Raw genomic sequence first — 15,841 nt, 5'->3', positions numbered from 1 at the left:
TCACTCCAGCGCTGCGGCGACCAGCTCCGCCACGTCGAGCACTTCGGGACGAGGACCGACCACGCCTTCGAGCATCGCGGTGCATTGCGGGCAACCGACCGCGACCACTTCCGCGCCGATCGACTTCGCATCGGCGATGCGGATATCGGGGATGCGCTGCTTGCCGGGGATATCGGTCAGCGGCGCGCCGCCGCCGCCGCCGCAGCAGCGCGCGCGCATGCCGTGACGTTCCATCTCGACGACCTTGATGCCGATGGTCTTCAAGAGCTTGCGCGGCGCTTCGGTTTCGCCGTTGTAGCGGCCGAGATAGCACGGATCGTGATACGTGATCTTCTTGTCGGCGAGCACGGCGGCGGCCTTCGGCGTGAGCTTGCCGCTCGCGACGAGCTCGGCCATGAACGCGGTGTGATGCTGCACTTCGTAATAGCCGCCCAGCGCGCGATACTCGTTGCGCAGGCTATGCAGAACGTGCGGATCGGCCGTGACGATGCGGCGGAATTGATACTGCGACAGCGTGTTCATCAGCTTCGATGCGCATTGCTGGAACGTGGCTTCATCGCCGAGACGACGCGCGGTGTCGCCGGTATCCGTCTCCACGCCGCCGAGCACCGCGTAATCGACGCCCGCCTTGTTCAACACTTTCGCCAATGCGCGCAGCGTGCGCTGATAACGCATGTCGAACGCGCCTTCGCCTGCGATCAGCAGCACATCGACCGGACGTCCCGGCTGCGCCACCTGCACTTGCAGATCGACGGACCAGTCGTAACGCGCGCCGATGTCATAGCCGTTCTGACTGCCCGTCTCGCGCAAGTTCGCGAGCGTGATCGGGCCTTTGCCCGGCACATCGCCTTCCACTAGCGTCTGGTTACGCCGCATATCGACGATCGCATCGACGTGCTCGATCAGCATCGGGCACTCCTGCACGCAAGCGCGGCATGTGGTGCATGACCATATCGTGTCGGCTTCGATCATCTGCGAGATCAGCGGCTTGGCCGGACCGCCCGAATGCTTGCCGACCGGAATGCCGGGCGTCGGGCTGCCTGCGTATTGCGAGTCGGAACCGCCGACCATGCCGACGACGAGATCCTGAATCAGCTTCTTCGGATTCAGCGGCTGGCCCGATGCGAACGCGGGGCACGCCGCTTCGCACTTGCCGCATTGCACGCAGGCATCGAAGCTCAGCAGTTGATTCCAGCGAAACTCGACGGGCTTGCCGACGCCGTATTCCTTCGCATCGAGCACGGGCTTTTTCAAGGCCGTCGGCGGCACGACATCATGTTCATGCTGCGTCTTCGCATGAAAGCGTTCCTGGCGCGGATGAAACGCGAGATGCAGAAGACCGGCCATCGCGTGCTTCATCGGGCCGCCTTGCGCGGCGCCAAAGGTCATCGTGTATGCGCCCGCTGCGATCAGCAATGCGACGATGATCGCGAGCGAACCGGACATCCACGAAGCCGGCAACAGCGTGAACAACGCGAGACCCACGGCGAACGAGCCGAGCAGGAGCGGCAGGCTGTCCCACGGTCCACGCGACAGACGCGCGGGCACGTCCTTCGCACGGCGGCGCTTGTACACGAACACCGCGCCGACGAACATGATGATCGCCGCGAGGAAGATCGCGCGGTCGAGCCAGACCGAATAAATCGCGAGACCGTAGTTGATGAAGACGAGCGCCATCGCGAGGATCGCGCCGCCCGCGGTCGCGACGTGCGTCTTCGCGATATACGGATCGCGCGCCACGACATGATGCAGATCCACGAAATAGCGCTTCGGGATGGTCAGCAGATTCGCCCATCCATATGCGCCGGCCGTCGTCGCACGGCCTTCGCGCCAGTAGGCTGCGCGCTTGAGCAAGGCGAAGGCCAGGCCCGCCATCGAAAGCCACAGCAGCGCGGTGATGACAAACACGGGGTTCATCGTCGAATACCTCGTCAGAAGTCTTTGCAGAGGCGCAGCGAATCGTAGATCGCGCTGTGGATGTTGTGCATCGAGATGCAGTCGCCGACGCGGAACAGCAGGAAGCGTCCGTTGCCGAGTTCTTCGGAGAGCGACGGCTGCGGTTGCGATGCGAAGAGCGTGTGCACGTCGGTCTGCCCGCGATTGAGCGACTCTGGCTTCAGCTTCCAGTAGAGCGCGTCATTGGGCGTGATGCCGTTTTCGATCACGACCTGATCGACCGCGCGTTCCTCCTGCTCTTCCGTGTACTCGTTGCGGAGCACGGCGATCTTCTTGCCGTCTTCCTCGTACACCTTGTCGAGCCAATAGTTAGGAGTATGGATGACGCCTTGTGCATAGAGCCGTCGATAGAAGATCGGGAACGTGGTGCCGCCGGTGTCGTCGGCGACTTTCACATCGGGCGTGACGATCTCGACGTTGTTGCCGCGCGACGCGATGAAGTCCGCGACGCCCGCGCCCGCATGCGTCGAAACACCGTCATACACCAGCACGTTCTTGCCCGGCTCGACCTTGCCCGAGAGAATGTCCCACGAACTGACCGCCAGACCTTGCTCGACGCCCCATGCGGGCACCTGACCCGTGAACGACGAGCCACCGGTCGCGAGCACGACGATATCCGGCTTCTCGGCCATGATCATCTTGTCGTCGGCGGCGACACCGAGACGGCGATCGACCCCGAGACGCTTCGTTTCCATGTCGAACCAGCGCACGATGCCGGCCATCTGCTCACGCTGCGGCGCTTTCGCGGCGAGCATGATCTGTCCGCCGACATAATCGTTCTTCTCGAACAGCACGACGTCATGACCACGCGAACGTGCGACACGTGCCGCTTCGAGACCGGCAGGGCCCGCGCCGACGACGACCACCTTGCGCTTCGGCCCGCGCGTTTTCTCGATGACATGCGGCATCGTCTCTTCACGCGACGTCGCCGCGTTCTGCACGCACAACACATCGAGGCCGTTGTACTGACGGTCGATGCAATAGTTCGCGCCGACGCACTGCTTGATCTCGTCTTCGCGGCCATCGCGGATCTTGATGACCATATGCGGATCGGCGATTTGCGCGCGCGTCATGCCGACGAGGTCGATCATGCCGCTGGCGAGCAGACGTTCGGCCTGGCCCGCATCGCGAATGCTCTGCGCGTGCATGACCGGCAGCTTCGTGACCGTCTTGATGCCCGCCGCGAGATGCACGAACGGCTCGGGCGGCAGCGCCATCGGCGGCATGCAGTTGGCGAGCGTGTTATGCGTATCCGCGCCCGAACCAATCACACCGATGTAATCGATGAGGCCGGTCTCGGACATCGCCTGCGCGATCTCTTTCAGGTTCTCGTGAGAGAGACCGTCTTCATGAAACTCGTCGCCGCACATGCGCAGGCCGACGCAGAAATCCGCGCCCACCGCTTCACGCACGGCCTTCAGCACTTCGGTGCCGAAGCGCATGCGGTTTTCGAGCGAGCCGCCCCATTCGTCCGTGCGGAAATTGGTGCGCGGGCTCCAGAACTGATCGATCAAATGCTGATGCGCCGCCGAGATCTCGATGCCATCCATGCCCGCATCCTTCACGCGCTTCGCGGCCGCTGCGAAGTCCTTGATGATGCGCTGAATCTCTTCCACTTCGATGATCTTCGCGTTGCCGCGATGCACAGGCTCACGCACGCCCGACGGCGACATCAGATGCGGCCAGTGCTCGCCGTGCCATGCGGAGCGGCGGCCCATGTGCGTCGCCTGGATCATGATGAACGCGCCATGACGATGCATCGCTTCGGCGAGACGCGACAGCGGATCGATAACTTTGTCGGTCGCGAGGTTCACCGACTTCCACCAGCCTTGCGGACTGTCGATCGAAACGGAACTCGAACCGCCGCACACGGCGAGGCCGACGCCGCCCTTCGCCTTCTCCTCGTAGTAACGGATATAGCGATCACCGGGCAGGCCGCCCGCGTCGGCATAGACCTCGGCATGCGCGGTGCTGACGATGCGGTTGCGCAACGTGAGCTTGTTGAGCTGAAGAGGCTTGAAAAGGTTCGGGTAACGCATTGCGATCGACCTCGGAATGGTGTCTTTGCTTACAGCGGCGATACTTCAAATACGCAATGAGCATGGCCTTCGGCAGCGCATTGCGTTTCGATCGACTTCGAGCGCGGGCCTTTCTTCGCGCTGTCGGGCGCGGTGTCATTGACCCAGTCCATCGCGCCGGCAAACCAGCCTGCGAACATGTAGCAGAGCTTGCCTTGCTTGCCCGGTTGCTGAAGCACGAACGACGAGTGACGCAGATGGATGCGCGCATGCGACGTCGTCGGGTCGGCTTCGACGATGTCGAACAGGCCCCAGCCGCGTTGCGACAAACGCTTCAGGTAATGCTCGAACGTGGCCATGCCGCTGATGCCGTGCTTCTCGGCTTCCTTGTCGCACCAGTGATAGGCAGACTTGTAGCCGGCTTTATAAAGAATCTCGGCATACGTGTCGCGGCCGAGCGCTTCTTCGACGGCGACGTGATTGTTCGTGAAGAAATGGCGCGGCACGTACAGCATCGGCAGCGCGTCGGTGGTCCATACGCCGGTTTGCGGATCGACGTCGATAGGCAGTTGCGGTTGCATCGCAGGGTTCCTTGTATTTGTCGTTGCTCTCAGATTCAGACGTTCCAGACTTCGCCGAAGTAGCGCATCCAGTTATCGCCCATGACTTTCTTGATGCGCGACTCGCTCCAGCCGGCCTTTTCCATTGCGGCGGTCAGGTTCGGGAATTCGCCGATCGTGCGAATGCCTTCCGGATTCACCACCTTGCCGAAATTCGTCAAACGGCGATAACGGCCCTTGTCGTGCGTGATCCAGTCGAAGAATTCGGTGCTATAGCCTTGCGTGAAGTCAGTGCCGATACCGACCTTGTCTTCGCCGATCACATTGATCACGTAATCGATCGCTTCGAGATAATCGTCGACGGTCGCGTCCGGGCCTTTCTTGAGGAACGGCGAGAACATCGTCACGCCGACGAAGCCATTGGCGTCCGCGATCTCGCGCAACTGGTCATCGGACTTGTTGCGCGGATGATCCTTGAGACCCGACGGGCAGCAGTGCGAATACGTGACGGGCTTCTTCGAGCAGGCGATCGCATCGGAAGAAGTCTTCGCGCCGACGTGCGAGAGGTCGACCACGATGCCCACGCGATTCATCTCGTGGATCACTTCCTTGCCATAACCCGAGAGACCGCCGTCCGGTTCATAGCAACCCGTGCCGACGAGATTCTGCGTGTTGTAGCAAAGCTGCACCACGTTCACGCCGAGCTCCTTGAACACTTCGATGTAGCCGAGGTTGTCCTCGAACGCATACGAGTTCTGGAAGCCGAAGATGATGCCGGTCTTGTTTTCCTTTTTCGCGCGCAGGATGTCGTCGGTCGTGCGCACGAGCGTGAGGATTTCGCTGTATTCGCGGATCTGCTGCTTCATCTCCGCGATGTTGTCGATGGTCTTCTGGAAGTCTTCCCATACCGAGACAGTGCAGTTCACTGCGGTGACATTGCCCTTTCTCATATCCTCGAACACGGAGCGTTCGAACTTCGAGATATTCAGTCCGTCGATGATGATGCTGTTGTCGTGCAGGGTGCTCATCTGTGTGTGCTCCGTGTTGCCGGGTAGAGGGGAAACACTTAGGTTCGGTGGGCTTTTCTTCGCCCGCTCGATGCCTGTGTCAGTGCGTCTATTCTTGTCTTTCGCCCTGCCGGTCAATTTACGAATTCAGACGTGTTCTTTACCTTTTCCGACATGCGCGTCTGTTTTCGACAAGTGGCGACTTGCGATCCGGTGTAGCGCAATTTTTTATTTGACCTGCTGCACTGCGCCGGAACGATCGTGCGCTATGGCAGTGCTTTCCTTGTCGCGCATGGCCCCGCGCAAGTGCGTGGGCGCAGCGGAGCATGGCGGGTGCCTTGTAGGGCTCAGGGTTTAGCCTGATGGCATGGTAGTTGCACTCGAAATCAAAATTAGAAAAGTGGCAAAGCGCCGCGACTTGAACGGCGCCAATCAATAGATTCCAAGGAATCAGTCCTCACATGTCCTCCGATCGCACGGCGTCGCTGTCGCACTTCGCGTTCATGCCGCTCCCCGACTTCACGATGATCGCGTTCACCAATGCGATCGAAGTGCTGCGCATGGCGAATTACCTGACGGGGCAGCCGCTCTATCGATGGTCCATCGTGAGTCCGGAAGGCGGGCCGGTGACGGCGAGCAACGGACTTTCCGTCGATACCGGTCCGGTCGATTGCGTGGGAAAGCCCGACATCGTGTTCGTGGTCGGCGGCATCGACGTGCAGCGTTCGACGACTTCCGAGCATCTGTCTGCTTTGCGACGGTTTGCTCGTACTGGGAGCGTGCTGGGTTCTCTGTGTACCGGAACGTATGCGTTGGCGCGCGCCGGCCTGCTCGCCGGTTATGCCTGCGCGATTCATTGGGAAAACATGTCGGCGCTTAAAGAAGAGTTTCCCGATACGCGCTTTCTCAAAGAGCTTTTCGTTGTCGATCGCGATCGGGTCACGTGCACGGGCGGTGTCGCGCCGCTCGACATGATGCTCAATCTGATCGCTTCACGCGTCGGTACGGCGCGGGTCACGCAGATCGCCGAGCAGTTCATCGTCGAACATGTGCGGGATACTTCTGCGCAGCAGCGCATGCCTTTGGTGGCTCGGCTTGGATCGGCCAACAAGTCGCTCTTCGAAGTCATCTCGCTGATGGAGAACAACATCGAAGAGCCTTTGTCGCGGGAGGAATTGGCGCGGCTGGCGGGGATGTCGCAGCGGCAGTTGCAGCGGCTTTTCCGTGAGCATCTTGGCATGACGCCGACGCATTACTATCTGACTTTGCGCTTGCGACGCGCTCGCGAGCTGCTCCTTCAGACGGATATGTCGATCATGCATATCACAATGGCTTGCGGGTTTCAGTCGGCTTGCCATTTTTCTAAAAGCTATCGCGATGCGTTTGGGACCGCGCCGACGCGGGAACGCAGGAAGCAAGTGCCTTCTTTGTCTTCGGTTTCTTCTCCCTCTTCCGTTTTGGTGGCTTAGGGTTTTTGTCGTGAAAACCTGATTTCGTGTCGGTCTGTTTGCTCTGCCCCTCCCCGGGGCGGGGGTAACTTTCTTTGCTCGGGACCAGAGTAAGCGCTAAAGCGCCAACTCTGGTCGACGCAAAGAAAGTCACCAAAGAAACAGCTATCCCCAGCCTAAGCACTTCATGCCGGCCGCGGCACAGGCGATCGGTTGAATGGCCCCCAGCGTAGCGAGTGCCCTCATAGGTCTCTTCCGGCTTGGATCGCGCACGGTCTGTCTGGTCGCGCCGCTTAGCTCTCTGGCGCAGCCCTTGCACGCTCCGGCCCGCTGTGCGGCCGATGGGTCAATCGGTTTTCACGGTTTTCTATATCGCCATTCGTAGCCGCGTTTCACACACCTCACACCCGCCCACCCTCTCCGTTCTGAACACCCCATCCAGCGCAAATCCAAGCGCTTTATAAAAACGCAGCCCGCGCACGTTTTCTTCCAGCGCCCACAGCGTCATCTGTCGATAACCTTCGCTTGCCGCCGCGTTGATCGCCTCATCGATCAACATCCTCCCCGCACCTTCGCGCCAATGCGGCGGGTCGATATAGATCGCCTCGATTTCAGCATCCGTCTGACTACTGTCGTAGTCGCGTGAAGCGCCCCACGCAATCCAGCCCAGCATCACATCGTCGCGCTGCGCCAGCATCACACGCGGCATGCCGCGCGCAATCAGTTGCGTCCATAGCGCCTGACGCTTTGGAACCGAAAGGGAATCGAGATATGCAGCGGGAAAGATCGAACGATATGCGGCCTGCCAGGCCTTGACGTGGATGCGCGCGATCTCGGCGGCGTCGTCGGCGAGGGCGAGCCGAAAAGTGAGCGCAGTGCGGAGATAATTGGCGGTCATACCGTCAAGTATGCCGCCGTTTTCGATGCTGTTGCTAAATCACGCCGCTTTCAGCAGCCCATGCGGATCGATGACGAACTTGCGCGGCGCGCCGCCATCGAACTTGCGGTAGCCATCCGGCGCTTCATCGAGCGATACGGCCGTCACGTTCACGATATCCGCAATCGGCAAACGGTCCCACAGAATCGCCTGCATCAGATTGCGGTTGTACTTCATCACAGGCGTCTGGCCCGTGTGGAACGAGTGCGACTTCGCCCAGCCAAGGCCCAGGCGGATGCTCAGGCTGCCCTTCTTCGCGGCAGCATCGACGGCGCCCGGATCGTCGGTCACATAGAGGCCCGGAATGCCGATCGCGCCCGCGGCCTTCGTGATTTCCATCAGCGAGTTCAGCACCGTGGCGGGCGCTTCATGGCCGCTGTCGGTGCCGTGGCCGTGCGCCTCGAAACCCACGCAATCGACCGCGCAATCGACTTCCGGCTTGCCGAGAATCTGCTCGATCTGCTCACCCAGCGTCGCGTCCTTCGACAGGTTGATCGTCTCGAAGCCCATCGCACGCGCGTGCGCAAGTCGCTCCTCGTTCATGTCGCCGACGATCGTGCACGCCGCGCCCAGCAAGCGCGCCGATGCCGCCGCCGCCATCCCGACCGGTCCCGCGCCCGCGACATACACCGTCGAGCCCGGCCCGACGCCCGCCATCACCGCGCCGTGATAACCCGTCGGAAGAATGTCGGACAGGCAGGTCAGGTCGCGGATCTTCGACATCGCCTGCGCCTTGTCGGGAAACTTCAGCAGATTGAAGTCCGCATACGGAACCATCACGTATTCCGCCTGGCCGCCGATCCAGCCGCCCATGTCGACATAGCCATACGCGCCGCCCGCGCGCGACGGATTCACGTTCAGGCACACGCCCGTGTGCTGCGCCTTGCACGTCGGACAGCGGCCGCATGCGACATTGAACGGCACCGAAACGAGATCGCCGATAGAAAGCGTCTCGACATCTCGCCCGATTTCGATCACCTCGCCCGTGATTTCATGGCCGAGCACGAGGCCGACTTCCGCCGTCGTGCGGCCGCGCACCATGTGCTGATCCGAGCCGCAAATGTTGGTGCTGACGACTTTCAGAATGACGCCGTGGCCGATGGCCCGCCCGCGTGGATCGACCATTTTCGGATAGTCGATGGATTGCACTTCGACCTTGCCCTGCCCCAGATAAACGACGCCGCGATTGCTGCTCATTGATCGTCTCCTTGTTTCGTGGACGGCACGCGCGATACATCCGAACGATGACCACGCCCGTCCAACGAGCGTACGCCGCCACGAGCACGCGACTGACACTCAATGCGACGCGCGTTTGACTGAAACCGACATCGCCTTTGCGACCTCTTTTTGTTGATTGACCGTTCAATATAAAAAAACTAGTATCAACGGACGATTTCCCTTGACTCGAACCATGCCCAAGCTCGGAATGCGCGAAATCCGCCGCGCGCAACTCATCGACGCCACGCTGCACACCATCGACCAGTCCGGGCTCGCGGGCGCGACGCTCGCCTCGGTGGCGCAGCGCGCGAGCACGTCGACGGGCATCGTGAGCCATTATTTCGGCGACAAGGACGGCCTGCTCGAAGCCACGATGCGCCACGTGTTGCGCTCGCTGTGGCAGGGCACGGCGCGCCGCCGCAAGGCCGCAAAGCCCGATCCGCGCTCGAAGCTGCGCGCGGTCGTCGCGGCGAATTTCGATGTCGAACAGGTGAACGGGCCGGTCATGAAGACCTGGCTGGCGTTCTGGTCGGAAAGCATGCACAAGCCCGAGTTGCGGCGGCTGCAGCACGTGAACACGCGGCGGCTTTATTCGAACCTTTGTGCGGATTTCGCGCGAGCGCTGACGAAGCCCGCCGCGCGCCGCGCCGCGAGCGGTCTCGCCGCGCTGATCGACGGCCTTTGGCTGCGCGGCGCACTCGCCGGCGAACCGTTCGACACGAAAGGCGCGCTGCGCGTCGCCTATGAATACATCGACCTCGTGCTGGAAGCGCGCGGTTAAGCCAATACTTTTAAGGGAGCGCGACATGTCCGCATTCGGAGAGCAACGGCTTTATATCGGCGGCGAATACGTCGATGCAACCAGCGGCGAAACCTTCGACACGCTCGATCCCGCGACGGGCGAAACGCTCGCGCGGGTGCAGCAGGCGTCGCAGGCAGATATCGATCGCGCGGTGCGATCGGCGCGTGAAGGCCAGCGCGAATGGGCCGCGATGACCGCGATGCAGCGCTCGCGCATCTTGCGGCGCGCAGTCGATTTGCTTCGCGCGCGCAATGACGAGCTCGCCGCGATCGAAACGCGCGACACGGGCAAGCCGATCGCGGAAACACGCGCCGTCGATATCGTCACGGGCGCGGATGTCATCGAGTATTACGCGGGACTCGCGACGGCAATCGAAGGCGAGCAGATTCCGCTGCGCGAATCATCGTTCGTGTATACGCGGCGCGAGCCGCTCGGCGTGTGCGCGGGCATCGGCGCATGGAATTACCCGATTCAGATCGCGTGCTGGAAGTCCGCGCCCGCGCTCGCAGCCGGCAACGCGATGATCTTCAAGCCGAGCGAAGTCACGCCGCTGACCGCGCTGAAGCTCGCGGAAATCTATAGCGAAGCGGGCGTGCCGGCGGGCGTCTTCAACGTCGTGCAGGGCGATGGACGCGTCGGCGCAATGCTCGCGGAGCATACCGGCATCGAGAAGATATCGTTCACTGGCGGCGTCGAGACCGGCAAGAACGTGATGGCGCGCGCGGGCGGATCGACGCTCAAGGAAGTGACGATGGAGCTCGGCGGCAAGTCGCCGCTCATCGTCTTCGATGATGCGAACCTCGAACGCGCCGCCGATATCGCGATGAGCGCGAACTTCTTCAGCTCGGGACAGGTATGCACGAATGGCACGCGCGTGTTCGTGGAGCGCGGTGTCATCGATAAGTTCGAAGCCTTGATTGCGCAGCGCGTGAAGCGCATTCGCATCGGCGCGCCCGATGATCCCACTACCAACTTCGGGCCGCTCGTGAGCGCGGCGCAATTGCAGAAGGTGCTCGGCTTCATCGAGAGCGGCAAGCGCGAGGGCGCGCGGCTCGTCGCGGGCGGTGCGCGTCTCGCCGATGGCACGTTCGCGCGCGGTCAGTATGTCGAGCCGACCGTGTTCGCCGATTGCCGCGACGACATGCGTATCGTGCGCGAAGAGATCTTTGGTCCGGTAATGAGCATCCTCGCATTCGATGACGAAGACGAATTGATCGAACGCGCCAATGATACGGAGTACGGATTAGCTGCGGGCGTCGTGACGGAGAACCTGTCGCGTGCGCATCGCGTGATTCATCGGCTGGAAGCGGGTATTTGCTGGATCAATACATGGGGCGAATCGCCCGCGGAAATGCCTGTGGGCGGTTACAAGCAGTCGGGCATCGGACGCGAGAACGGCATTGCGACATTGCACGCCTATACGCGCATCAAGTCCGTGCAGGTCGAGCTCGGTCCTTATCAGCCGGTGTTTTGAGGAGCATGTCGATGAGCGCGAATGAATACGACTACATCATCGTCGGCGCGGGATCGGCGGGCAACGTGCTCGCGTCGCGCCTCACCGAAGACGACGACGTGACCGTGCTGCTGCTCGAAGCGGGCGGGCCGGACTATCGCTTCGACTTTCGCACGCAGATGCCGGCGGCGCTGGCTTATCCGTTGCAGGGGAGGCGCTATAACTGGGCGTATGAAACGGAGCCCGAGCCGCATATGAACAACCGTCGCATGGAGTGCGGACGCGGCAAGGGGCTGGGTGGATCGTCGCTTATCAACGGCATGTGCTATATCCGCGGCAATGCGCTCGATTACGACAACTGGGCTTCGATGTCCGGTCTCGAGAACTGGAGTTATCTCGACTGTCTGCCGTATTTTCGCAAGGCGGAGACGCGCGATATCGGGCCGAATGCGTATCACGGCGGCGATGGTCCCGTGCATGTGACGACGAGCAAGCCCGGCAACAATCCGCTTTTCGCGGCGATGGTCGAGGCCGGCGTGCAGGCAGGCTATCCGCGCACGGAAGATCTCAACGGTTATCAGCAGGAAGGGTTCGGTCCGATGGATCGCACCGTGACCGCGAACGGACGGCGCGCGAGCACGGCGCGCGGGTATCTGGATCGCGCGAAGCATCGCGCTGGTCTGACGATCGTGACGCATGCGGTAACGGATCGCGTGTTGTTCTCCGGCAAGCGTGCGATCGGTGTCGCTTATGTACATGGCGGGCAGCGTGTGACGGCGCATGTGCGGCGTGAAGTGCTGGTTTGCAGCGGCGCGATTGCATCGCCTCAGTTATTGCAGCGCTCGGGCGTGGGGCGGTCTGATTGGCTGAAGGAGCTGGAGATTTCTGTCGTGCATGATCTGCCGGGCGTCGGTGAGAACTTGCAGGACCACCTCGAGATGTACATGCAGTACGAGTGCAAGGAACCAGTGTCTTTGTATCCGGCGTTGCAGTGGTGGAATCAGCCGGCGATCGGGCTCGAATGGATGTTAAACGGCACGGGCATCGGCGCGAGCAATCAGTTCGAAGCGGGCGGTTTCATCCGAACGCGCGACGATGATTTGTGGCCGAACATCCAGTATCACTTTCTGCCGGTGGCGATCAACTACAACGGATCGAATCCGATCAGGATGCATGGGTTTCAGGCGCACGTCGGATCGATGCGTTCACCGAGTCGCGGGCGCGTGAAGCTCACGTCGCGCGATCCGAACGCGCATCCGAGCATTCTCTTCAACTACATGGCCGATACGTTGGACTGGCGCGAGTTTAGGGATGCGATTCGCATCACGCGGGAAATCATGCGGCAGCCGGCGCTTGCGCGGTATCGCGGACGTGAGCTGCATCCGTCCGATGATCTCAGTAGCGATGATGAGCTCGATGCGTTCGTGAGGGCGAAGGCGGAGACGGCCTTTCATCCATCGTGCTCGTGCAAGATGGGGTATGACGATATGGCTGTGGTTGATGGCGAAGGACGCGTGCATGGGATGGAAGGCTTGCGCGTTGTCGATGCGTCGATCATGCCGCAGATCACGACGGGGAATCTCAATGCGCCGACCATCATGTTGGCGGAGAAGATTGCGGATCGGGTGCGGGGGCGGGAGGCGTTGGGGAGGGTGGATACGGCTTATTTCGTCGCGAGGGGGAAAAGGGCACGGAGGTATAGCAGCGTCGATGCTGGGCGGCACGTTGACGCATAGCCGACTCTCTCTCATACACTAGGGCCGCTTCGGATGCTTCTCGGGCTGGAGGGATTCCAGCCCAAGTCATCTCAGATTTCTTCAGATCGAAGAATTAGTAAAAGGTAGTAGCGCGATGGGGAAGGACTATTCCTGACGCCATCATCTGATACCTCATCGACTTAGTCTTTTCGCCATTTGTTGCGCTCGCTTGATATCCCTTTCTTGTGAAGATTTGTTGCCAAATAACAGTATAAAGACTTTGTTTTTTCTGTATGCAAAGTAGATACGATAACCAGGCCCAATATCAATCTTGATCTCAGACACACCTTCTCCAACTGAAGAACAGTCACTAAATCGACCGTCTCTCTCTGCTCTAGACAGCCGTTGTCGCACATTTCTTCTGGCATTGAGATTACGAAGTTTGTTAAATGATCAATGGAATTCCGTCAAATACTCGATTTTTTTCATAGTTGAGAAGAGTAGCGGGGTTGAAATGCACGAACGACGCGGCACGAGCTCTCGGCGGCGCGAAAGAGCAGATAGCAGCGGTAAAGGTGTCCAACCTCGAAGCATGAAAGCGTCGAAGCCCTAATCAGCGGAAGATCTAGAAGAGATTATTCGACCCGAATCGGGTCGTTTGTGCACACGCGAGGTGTTGACGATGGCCGACAAGCAGCCCGTACCGTGAGCGCGGCATGTACGCTCAGCTTATGGAATAAATAAGACTCGGTCTACGCGGCTATAATTACATTCGCCTCCTCGCAAGAAATAAAAGAAGTCGAGACGGAGCTAGGCATGCCTCTCCGCTTTCAGATATCGAGAGTGAAATGGATGAAATACTGCGAAAATCTGAGGGTCGGATTTTTCAAAACACTACTGCTGCTCGACGACTGAAGCGCCAAGCGAAAGTGAGAACATATTAATGCGTAAACTTCAATAAGTCAATAAGCTCGTATTTGTGCTTTACGCGCTGAATTACGCTCATGTATCGATCGTGAATTCGCTTGTATCGGCTTCGCCTTGAAATGAACGACATGTCACCGTGAAATGACTAGTTAGGTCGGCGGCAGAATTTACACCTTATGTTTTTTACAGGCGAATACCGTTCAGCAAAACACTTACCTATCGTTTCCACGGCACCGGACAAAAAAAGGCCGCGCAAGCGCGGCCCTAAAATCGCCCTACCTCATACACCTGCAAACTCACTCCCTGGCCGAAGCCAGCACGCCACTCCCTTCCTGCTCCTCCGCTTCGGAGACCAGCGTCTCCAACGCAAGCCCTTTCGTTTCGATACCCAACACCCAAACGGCCGAAGCCGCCACCACGAAACAAGCCGCGCCCAGCGAAAATATCCCGCCCTGCCCGAACACAGGCAACACCACACCCACGACATAAGGCCCGATCAACGACCCCACACGCCCGATCGCCGACGCGAAACCCGACCCCGTCGCCCGCGCCCCCGTCCCGTACAACTCGGGCGTATAGGTATAAAGCACGGCCCACATCGCGAAGAGAAAGAACTGCATCGCCAGCCCTGCGCAGATGAGCAACGTCGGCGTTTCGGCATGCAACGCGGTCTGTCCGTACACGTAAGCCATCACGCCGCTACCCAAAAGCGATGCGATGCAAGCCGGCTTGCGTCCCCATCGCTCGACGAGCCACGCCGCGCACAAGAATCCCGGCACGCCGCCAAGCGAAATCAGCACCGTATAAAGCACCGACTTCGTCACGGCAAAACCAGCCTGCTGCATCAACGCGCCCAGCCACGACGTCAGCCCATAAAACCCGAGCAGCGCGAAGAACCACAGCATCCACACCATCACCGTGCGACGCCGATACGCGGCGCTCCAGATCTCGCGAAACGCCCCCGTTCCGCGATGCGCGGGCGGCTCGGCGAGCATCGAAGGCGGCGGCAACCGGCTCAGGCCTTTCGCCTTCATCACCTTCACTTCGACATCGGCAAGCACACGGTCCGCTTCATCGAAGCGTCCGCGATGCTCCAGCCAGCGCGGCGACTCCGGCACCACGCGACGCACGATCAGCACGAACACCGCCGGAATCGCGAGCAACGCGAACTCCGTGCGCCAACCGAACTTCGGCAGCACGAAGTACGACACCACGCCCGACGCGATGAACCCGAGCGGCCAGAAGCCATCCATCAGCGCGATCAGGCGGCCGCGCGATGCAGTCGGCACGAATTCCGACAGCAAGGTCTGCGCGATCGGAAACTCCATGCCCATGCCGATACCCAGCAGCACACGATAAAAAATCAGCGCATCGACGGATTGCGCGGTCGAGCACAGATACGACGCAAGACCCCACAACACCATGCTCCACTGGAACACAGGCCGTCTTCCGAAGCGATCCGCAAGCAAGCCCGCAACCGCGGCGCCCAGCACCATGCCGAAGAAGCTCGCGCTCGCGACGAGACCCGCCGTTGCAGTCGATAAACCAAACTCGGTCTTGATTGAACCGAGCACGAAAGTCATCGTCCCGAGATCGACCGAATCGAAGAAGAACGCGATCGCGATGATGATGAAGATCGTGCGGTGATACCCGGAAAACGGCAGGCGTTCGAGCCGTGCCGCAGCGCTCGCGCGTGGCTGCGTGGCGAAAGACATGTCATCCCTCTCGATGCGGCGTGCGCCGCGTAAGTTCAGATGACTTCAGTAGACGCCAACATAATTCTCTGCATCAGAGGATTTGCGTCATCGAATAGTGCGG

At 60.4% G+C, this 15,841-nt stretch carries 11 protein-coding genes and 1 pseudogene; 4 read left to right on the top strand and 8 right to left on the bottom strand.

Annotated elements, in window-relative coordinates; genetic code table 11:
• From AWB74_RS15875 to AWB74_RS15860, 4 genes are read right to left on the bottom strand one after another with little or no spacing between them, the layout of a single operon-like run.
• Complete coding sequence (locus AWB74_RS15875; protein ID WP_061147691.1) at nucleotides 1–1,917, bottom strand: (Fe-S)-binding protein; 1,917 nt, start codon at nucleotides 1,915–1,917, stop codon at nucleotides 1–3.
• Nucleotides 1,918–1,931: 14 nt separating this feature from the next.
• Nucleotides 1,932–3,995, bottom strand: coding sequence for an NADH:flavin oxidoreductase (locus AWB74_RS15870; RefSeq protein WP_061147690.1), 2,064 nt, complete (start codon nucleotides 3,993–3,995; stop codon nucleotides 1,932–1,934).
• Between the two features lie 29 nt (nucleotides 3,996–4,024).
• A complete protein-coding gene (locus tag AWB74_RS15865; protein WP_061147689.1) occupies nucleotides 4,025–4,555 on the bottom strand; it encodes a DUF5943 domain-containing protein in 531 nt (176 codons plus the stop codon).
• A 35-nt stretch (nucleotides 4,556–4,590) separates the two neighbouring features.
• Nucleotides 4,591–5,562 (bottom strand): dipeptidase, encoded by a 972-nt coding sequence (locus AWB74_RS15860; protein ID WP_061147688.1) that lies wholly within the window; start codon nucleotides 5,560–5,562, stop codon nucleotides 4,591–4,593.
• Nucleotides 5,563–6,002: 440 nt separating this feature from the next.
• On the opposite strand from AWB74_RS15860, the gene AWB74_RS15855 reads away from it, so the two are divergent.
• Nucleotides 6,003–7,010: a GlxA family transcriptional regulator gene (locus AWB74_RS15855; protein ID WP_061147687.1), complete on the top strand. Its 1,008-nt coding sequence runs from the start codon at nucleotides 6,003–6,005 to the stop codon at nucleotides 7,008–7,010.
• Nucleotides 7,011–7,356: 346 nt separating this feature from the next.
• On the opposite strand, the gene AWB74_RS15850 is transcribed toward AWB74_RS15855, so the two are convergent.
• Together AWB74_RS15850 and fdhA are read right to left on the bottom strand one after the other, a co-directional pair.
• Nucleotides 7,357–7,887 carry a GNAT family N-acetyltransferase gene (locus AWB74_RS15850; protein ID WP_061147686.1) on the bottom strand — a complete coding sequence of 177 codons (531 nt, stop codon included), beginning with the start codon at nucleotides 7,885–7,887 and terminating at the stop codon, nucleotides 7,357–7,359.
• A gap of 39 nt (nucleotides 7,888–7,926) precedes the next feature.
• The gene (fdhA, locus tag AWB74_RS15845) at nucleotides 7,927–9,123 is read right to left on the bottom strand and encodes a formaldehyde dehydrogenase, glutathione-independent (RefSeq protein WP_061147685.1); all 1,197 of its coding nucleotides are present in this window, start codon (nucleotides 9,121–9,123) and stop codon (nucleotides 7,927–7,929) included.
• 214 nt (nucleotides 9,124–9,337) lie between these two features.
• Between fdhA and betI the strand changes: the two genes are divergently transcribed.
• Genes betI through betA form a run of 3 tightly spaced genes read left to right on the top strand, consistent with a single transcriptional unit; the run spans nucleotide 9,338 to nucleotide 13,135 of the window.
• A complete protein-coding gene (gene betI / locus AWB74_RS15840) occupies nucleotides 9,338–9,925 on the top strand; it encodes a transcriptional regulator BetI (RefSeq protein WP_061147684.1) in 588 nt (195 codons plus the stop codon).
• Nucleotides 9,926–9,950: 25 nt separating this feature from the next.
• Nucleotides 9,951–11,420, top strand: a complete 1,470-nt coding sequence (gene betB, locus AWB74_RS15835; RefSeq protein WP_061147683.1) for a betaine-aldehyde dehydrogenase — start codon at nucleotides 9,951–9,953, stop codon at nucleotides 11,418–11,420.
• Nucleotides 11,421–11,431: 11 nt separating this feature from the next.
• Nucleotides 11,432–13,135: a choline dehydrogenase gene (gene betA / locus AWB74_RS15830; RefSeq protein WP_061147727.1), complete on the top strand. Its 1,704-nt coding sequence runs from the start codon at nucleotides 11,432–11,434 to the stop codon at nucleotides 13,133–13,135.
• A gap of 153 nt (nucleotides 13,136–13,288) precedes the next feature.
• On the opposite strand, the pseudogene AWB74_RS15825 reads toward betA, so the two are convergent.
• Together AWB74_RS15825 and AWB74_RS15820 are read right to left on the bottom strand one after the other, a co-directional pair.
• Nucleotides 13,289–13,531: pseudogene (locus AWB74_RS15825) on the bottom strand (type II toxin-antitoxin system RelE/ParE family toxin); the annotation flags it as partial.
• 788 nt (nucleotides 13,532–14,319) lie between these two features.
• Nucleotides 14,320–15,738, bottom strand: coding sequence for an MFS transporter (locus tag AWB74_RS15820; protein WP_061147682.1), 1,419 nt, complete (start codon nucleotides 15,736–15,738; stop codon nucleotides 14,320–14,322).
• Between the last annotated feature and the right edge of the window lie 103 nt (nucleotides 15,739–15,841).

The sequence above is a fragment of the Caballeronia arvi genome (assembly GCF_001544695.2).
Taxonomy (GTDB): domain Bacteria; phylum Pseudomonadota; class Gammaproteobacteria; order Burkholderiales; family Burkholderiaceae; genus Caballeronia; species Caballeronia arvi.
The sequence above is the reverse complement of the archived record's forward strand: the minus strand, read 5'-3'. Positions and strand labels throughout refer to the sequence as shown.

Coding starts and splice junctions, on each gene's coding strand:
- AWB74_RS15865 (WP_061147689.1), bottom strand. CDS start 4,555: ATGCAACCGCAACTGCCTATCGACGTCGATCCGCAAACCGGCGTATGG.
- AWB74_RS15820 (WP_061147682.1), bottom strand. CDS start 15,738: ATGTCTTTCGCCACGCAGCCACGCGCGAGCGCTGCGGCACGGCTCGAA.
- AWB74_RS15860 (WP_061147688.1), bottom strand. CDS start 5,562: ATGAGCACCCTGCACGACAACAGCATCATCATCGACGGACTGAATATC.
- AWB74_RS15870 (WP_061147690.1), bottom strand. CDS start 3,995: ATGCGTTACCCGAACCTTTTCAAGCCTCTTCAGCTCAACAAGCTCACG.
- AWB74_RS15855 (WP_061147687.1), top strand. CDS start 6,003: ATGTCCTCCGATCGCACGGCGTCGCTGTCGCACTTCGCGTTCATGCCG.
- betB (WP_061147683.1), top strand. CDS start 9,951: ATGTCCGCATTCGGAGAGCAACGGCTTTATATCGGCGGCGAATACGTC.
- betA (WP_061147727.1), top strand. CDS start 11,432: ATGAGCGCGAATGAATACGACTACATCATCGTCGGCGCGGGATCGGCG.
- AWB74_RS15875 (WP_061147691.1), bottom strand. CDS start 1,917: ATGAACCCCGTGTTTGTCATCACCGCGCTGCTGTGGCTTTCGATGGCG.
- betI (WP_061147684.1), top strand. CDS start 9,338: ATGCCCAAGCTCGGAATGCGCGAAATCCGCCGCGCGCAACTCATCGAC.
- fdhA (WP_061147685.1), bottom strand. CDS start 9,123: ATGAGCAGCAATCGCGGCGTCGTTTATCTGGGGCAGGGCAAGGTCGAA.
- AWB74_RS15850 (WP_061147686.1), bottom strand. CDS start 7,887: ATGACCGCCAATTATCTCCGCACTGCGCTCACTTTTCGGCTCGCCCTC.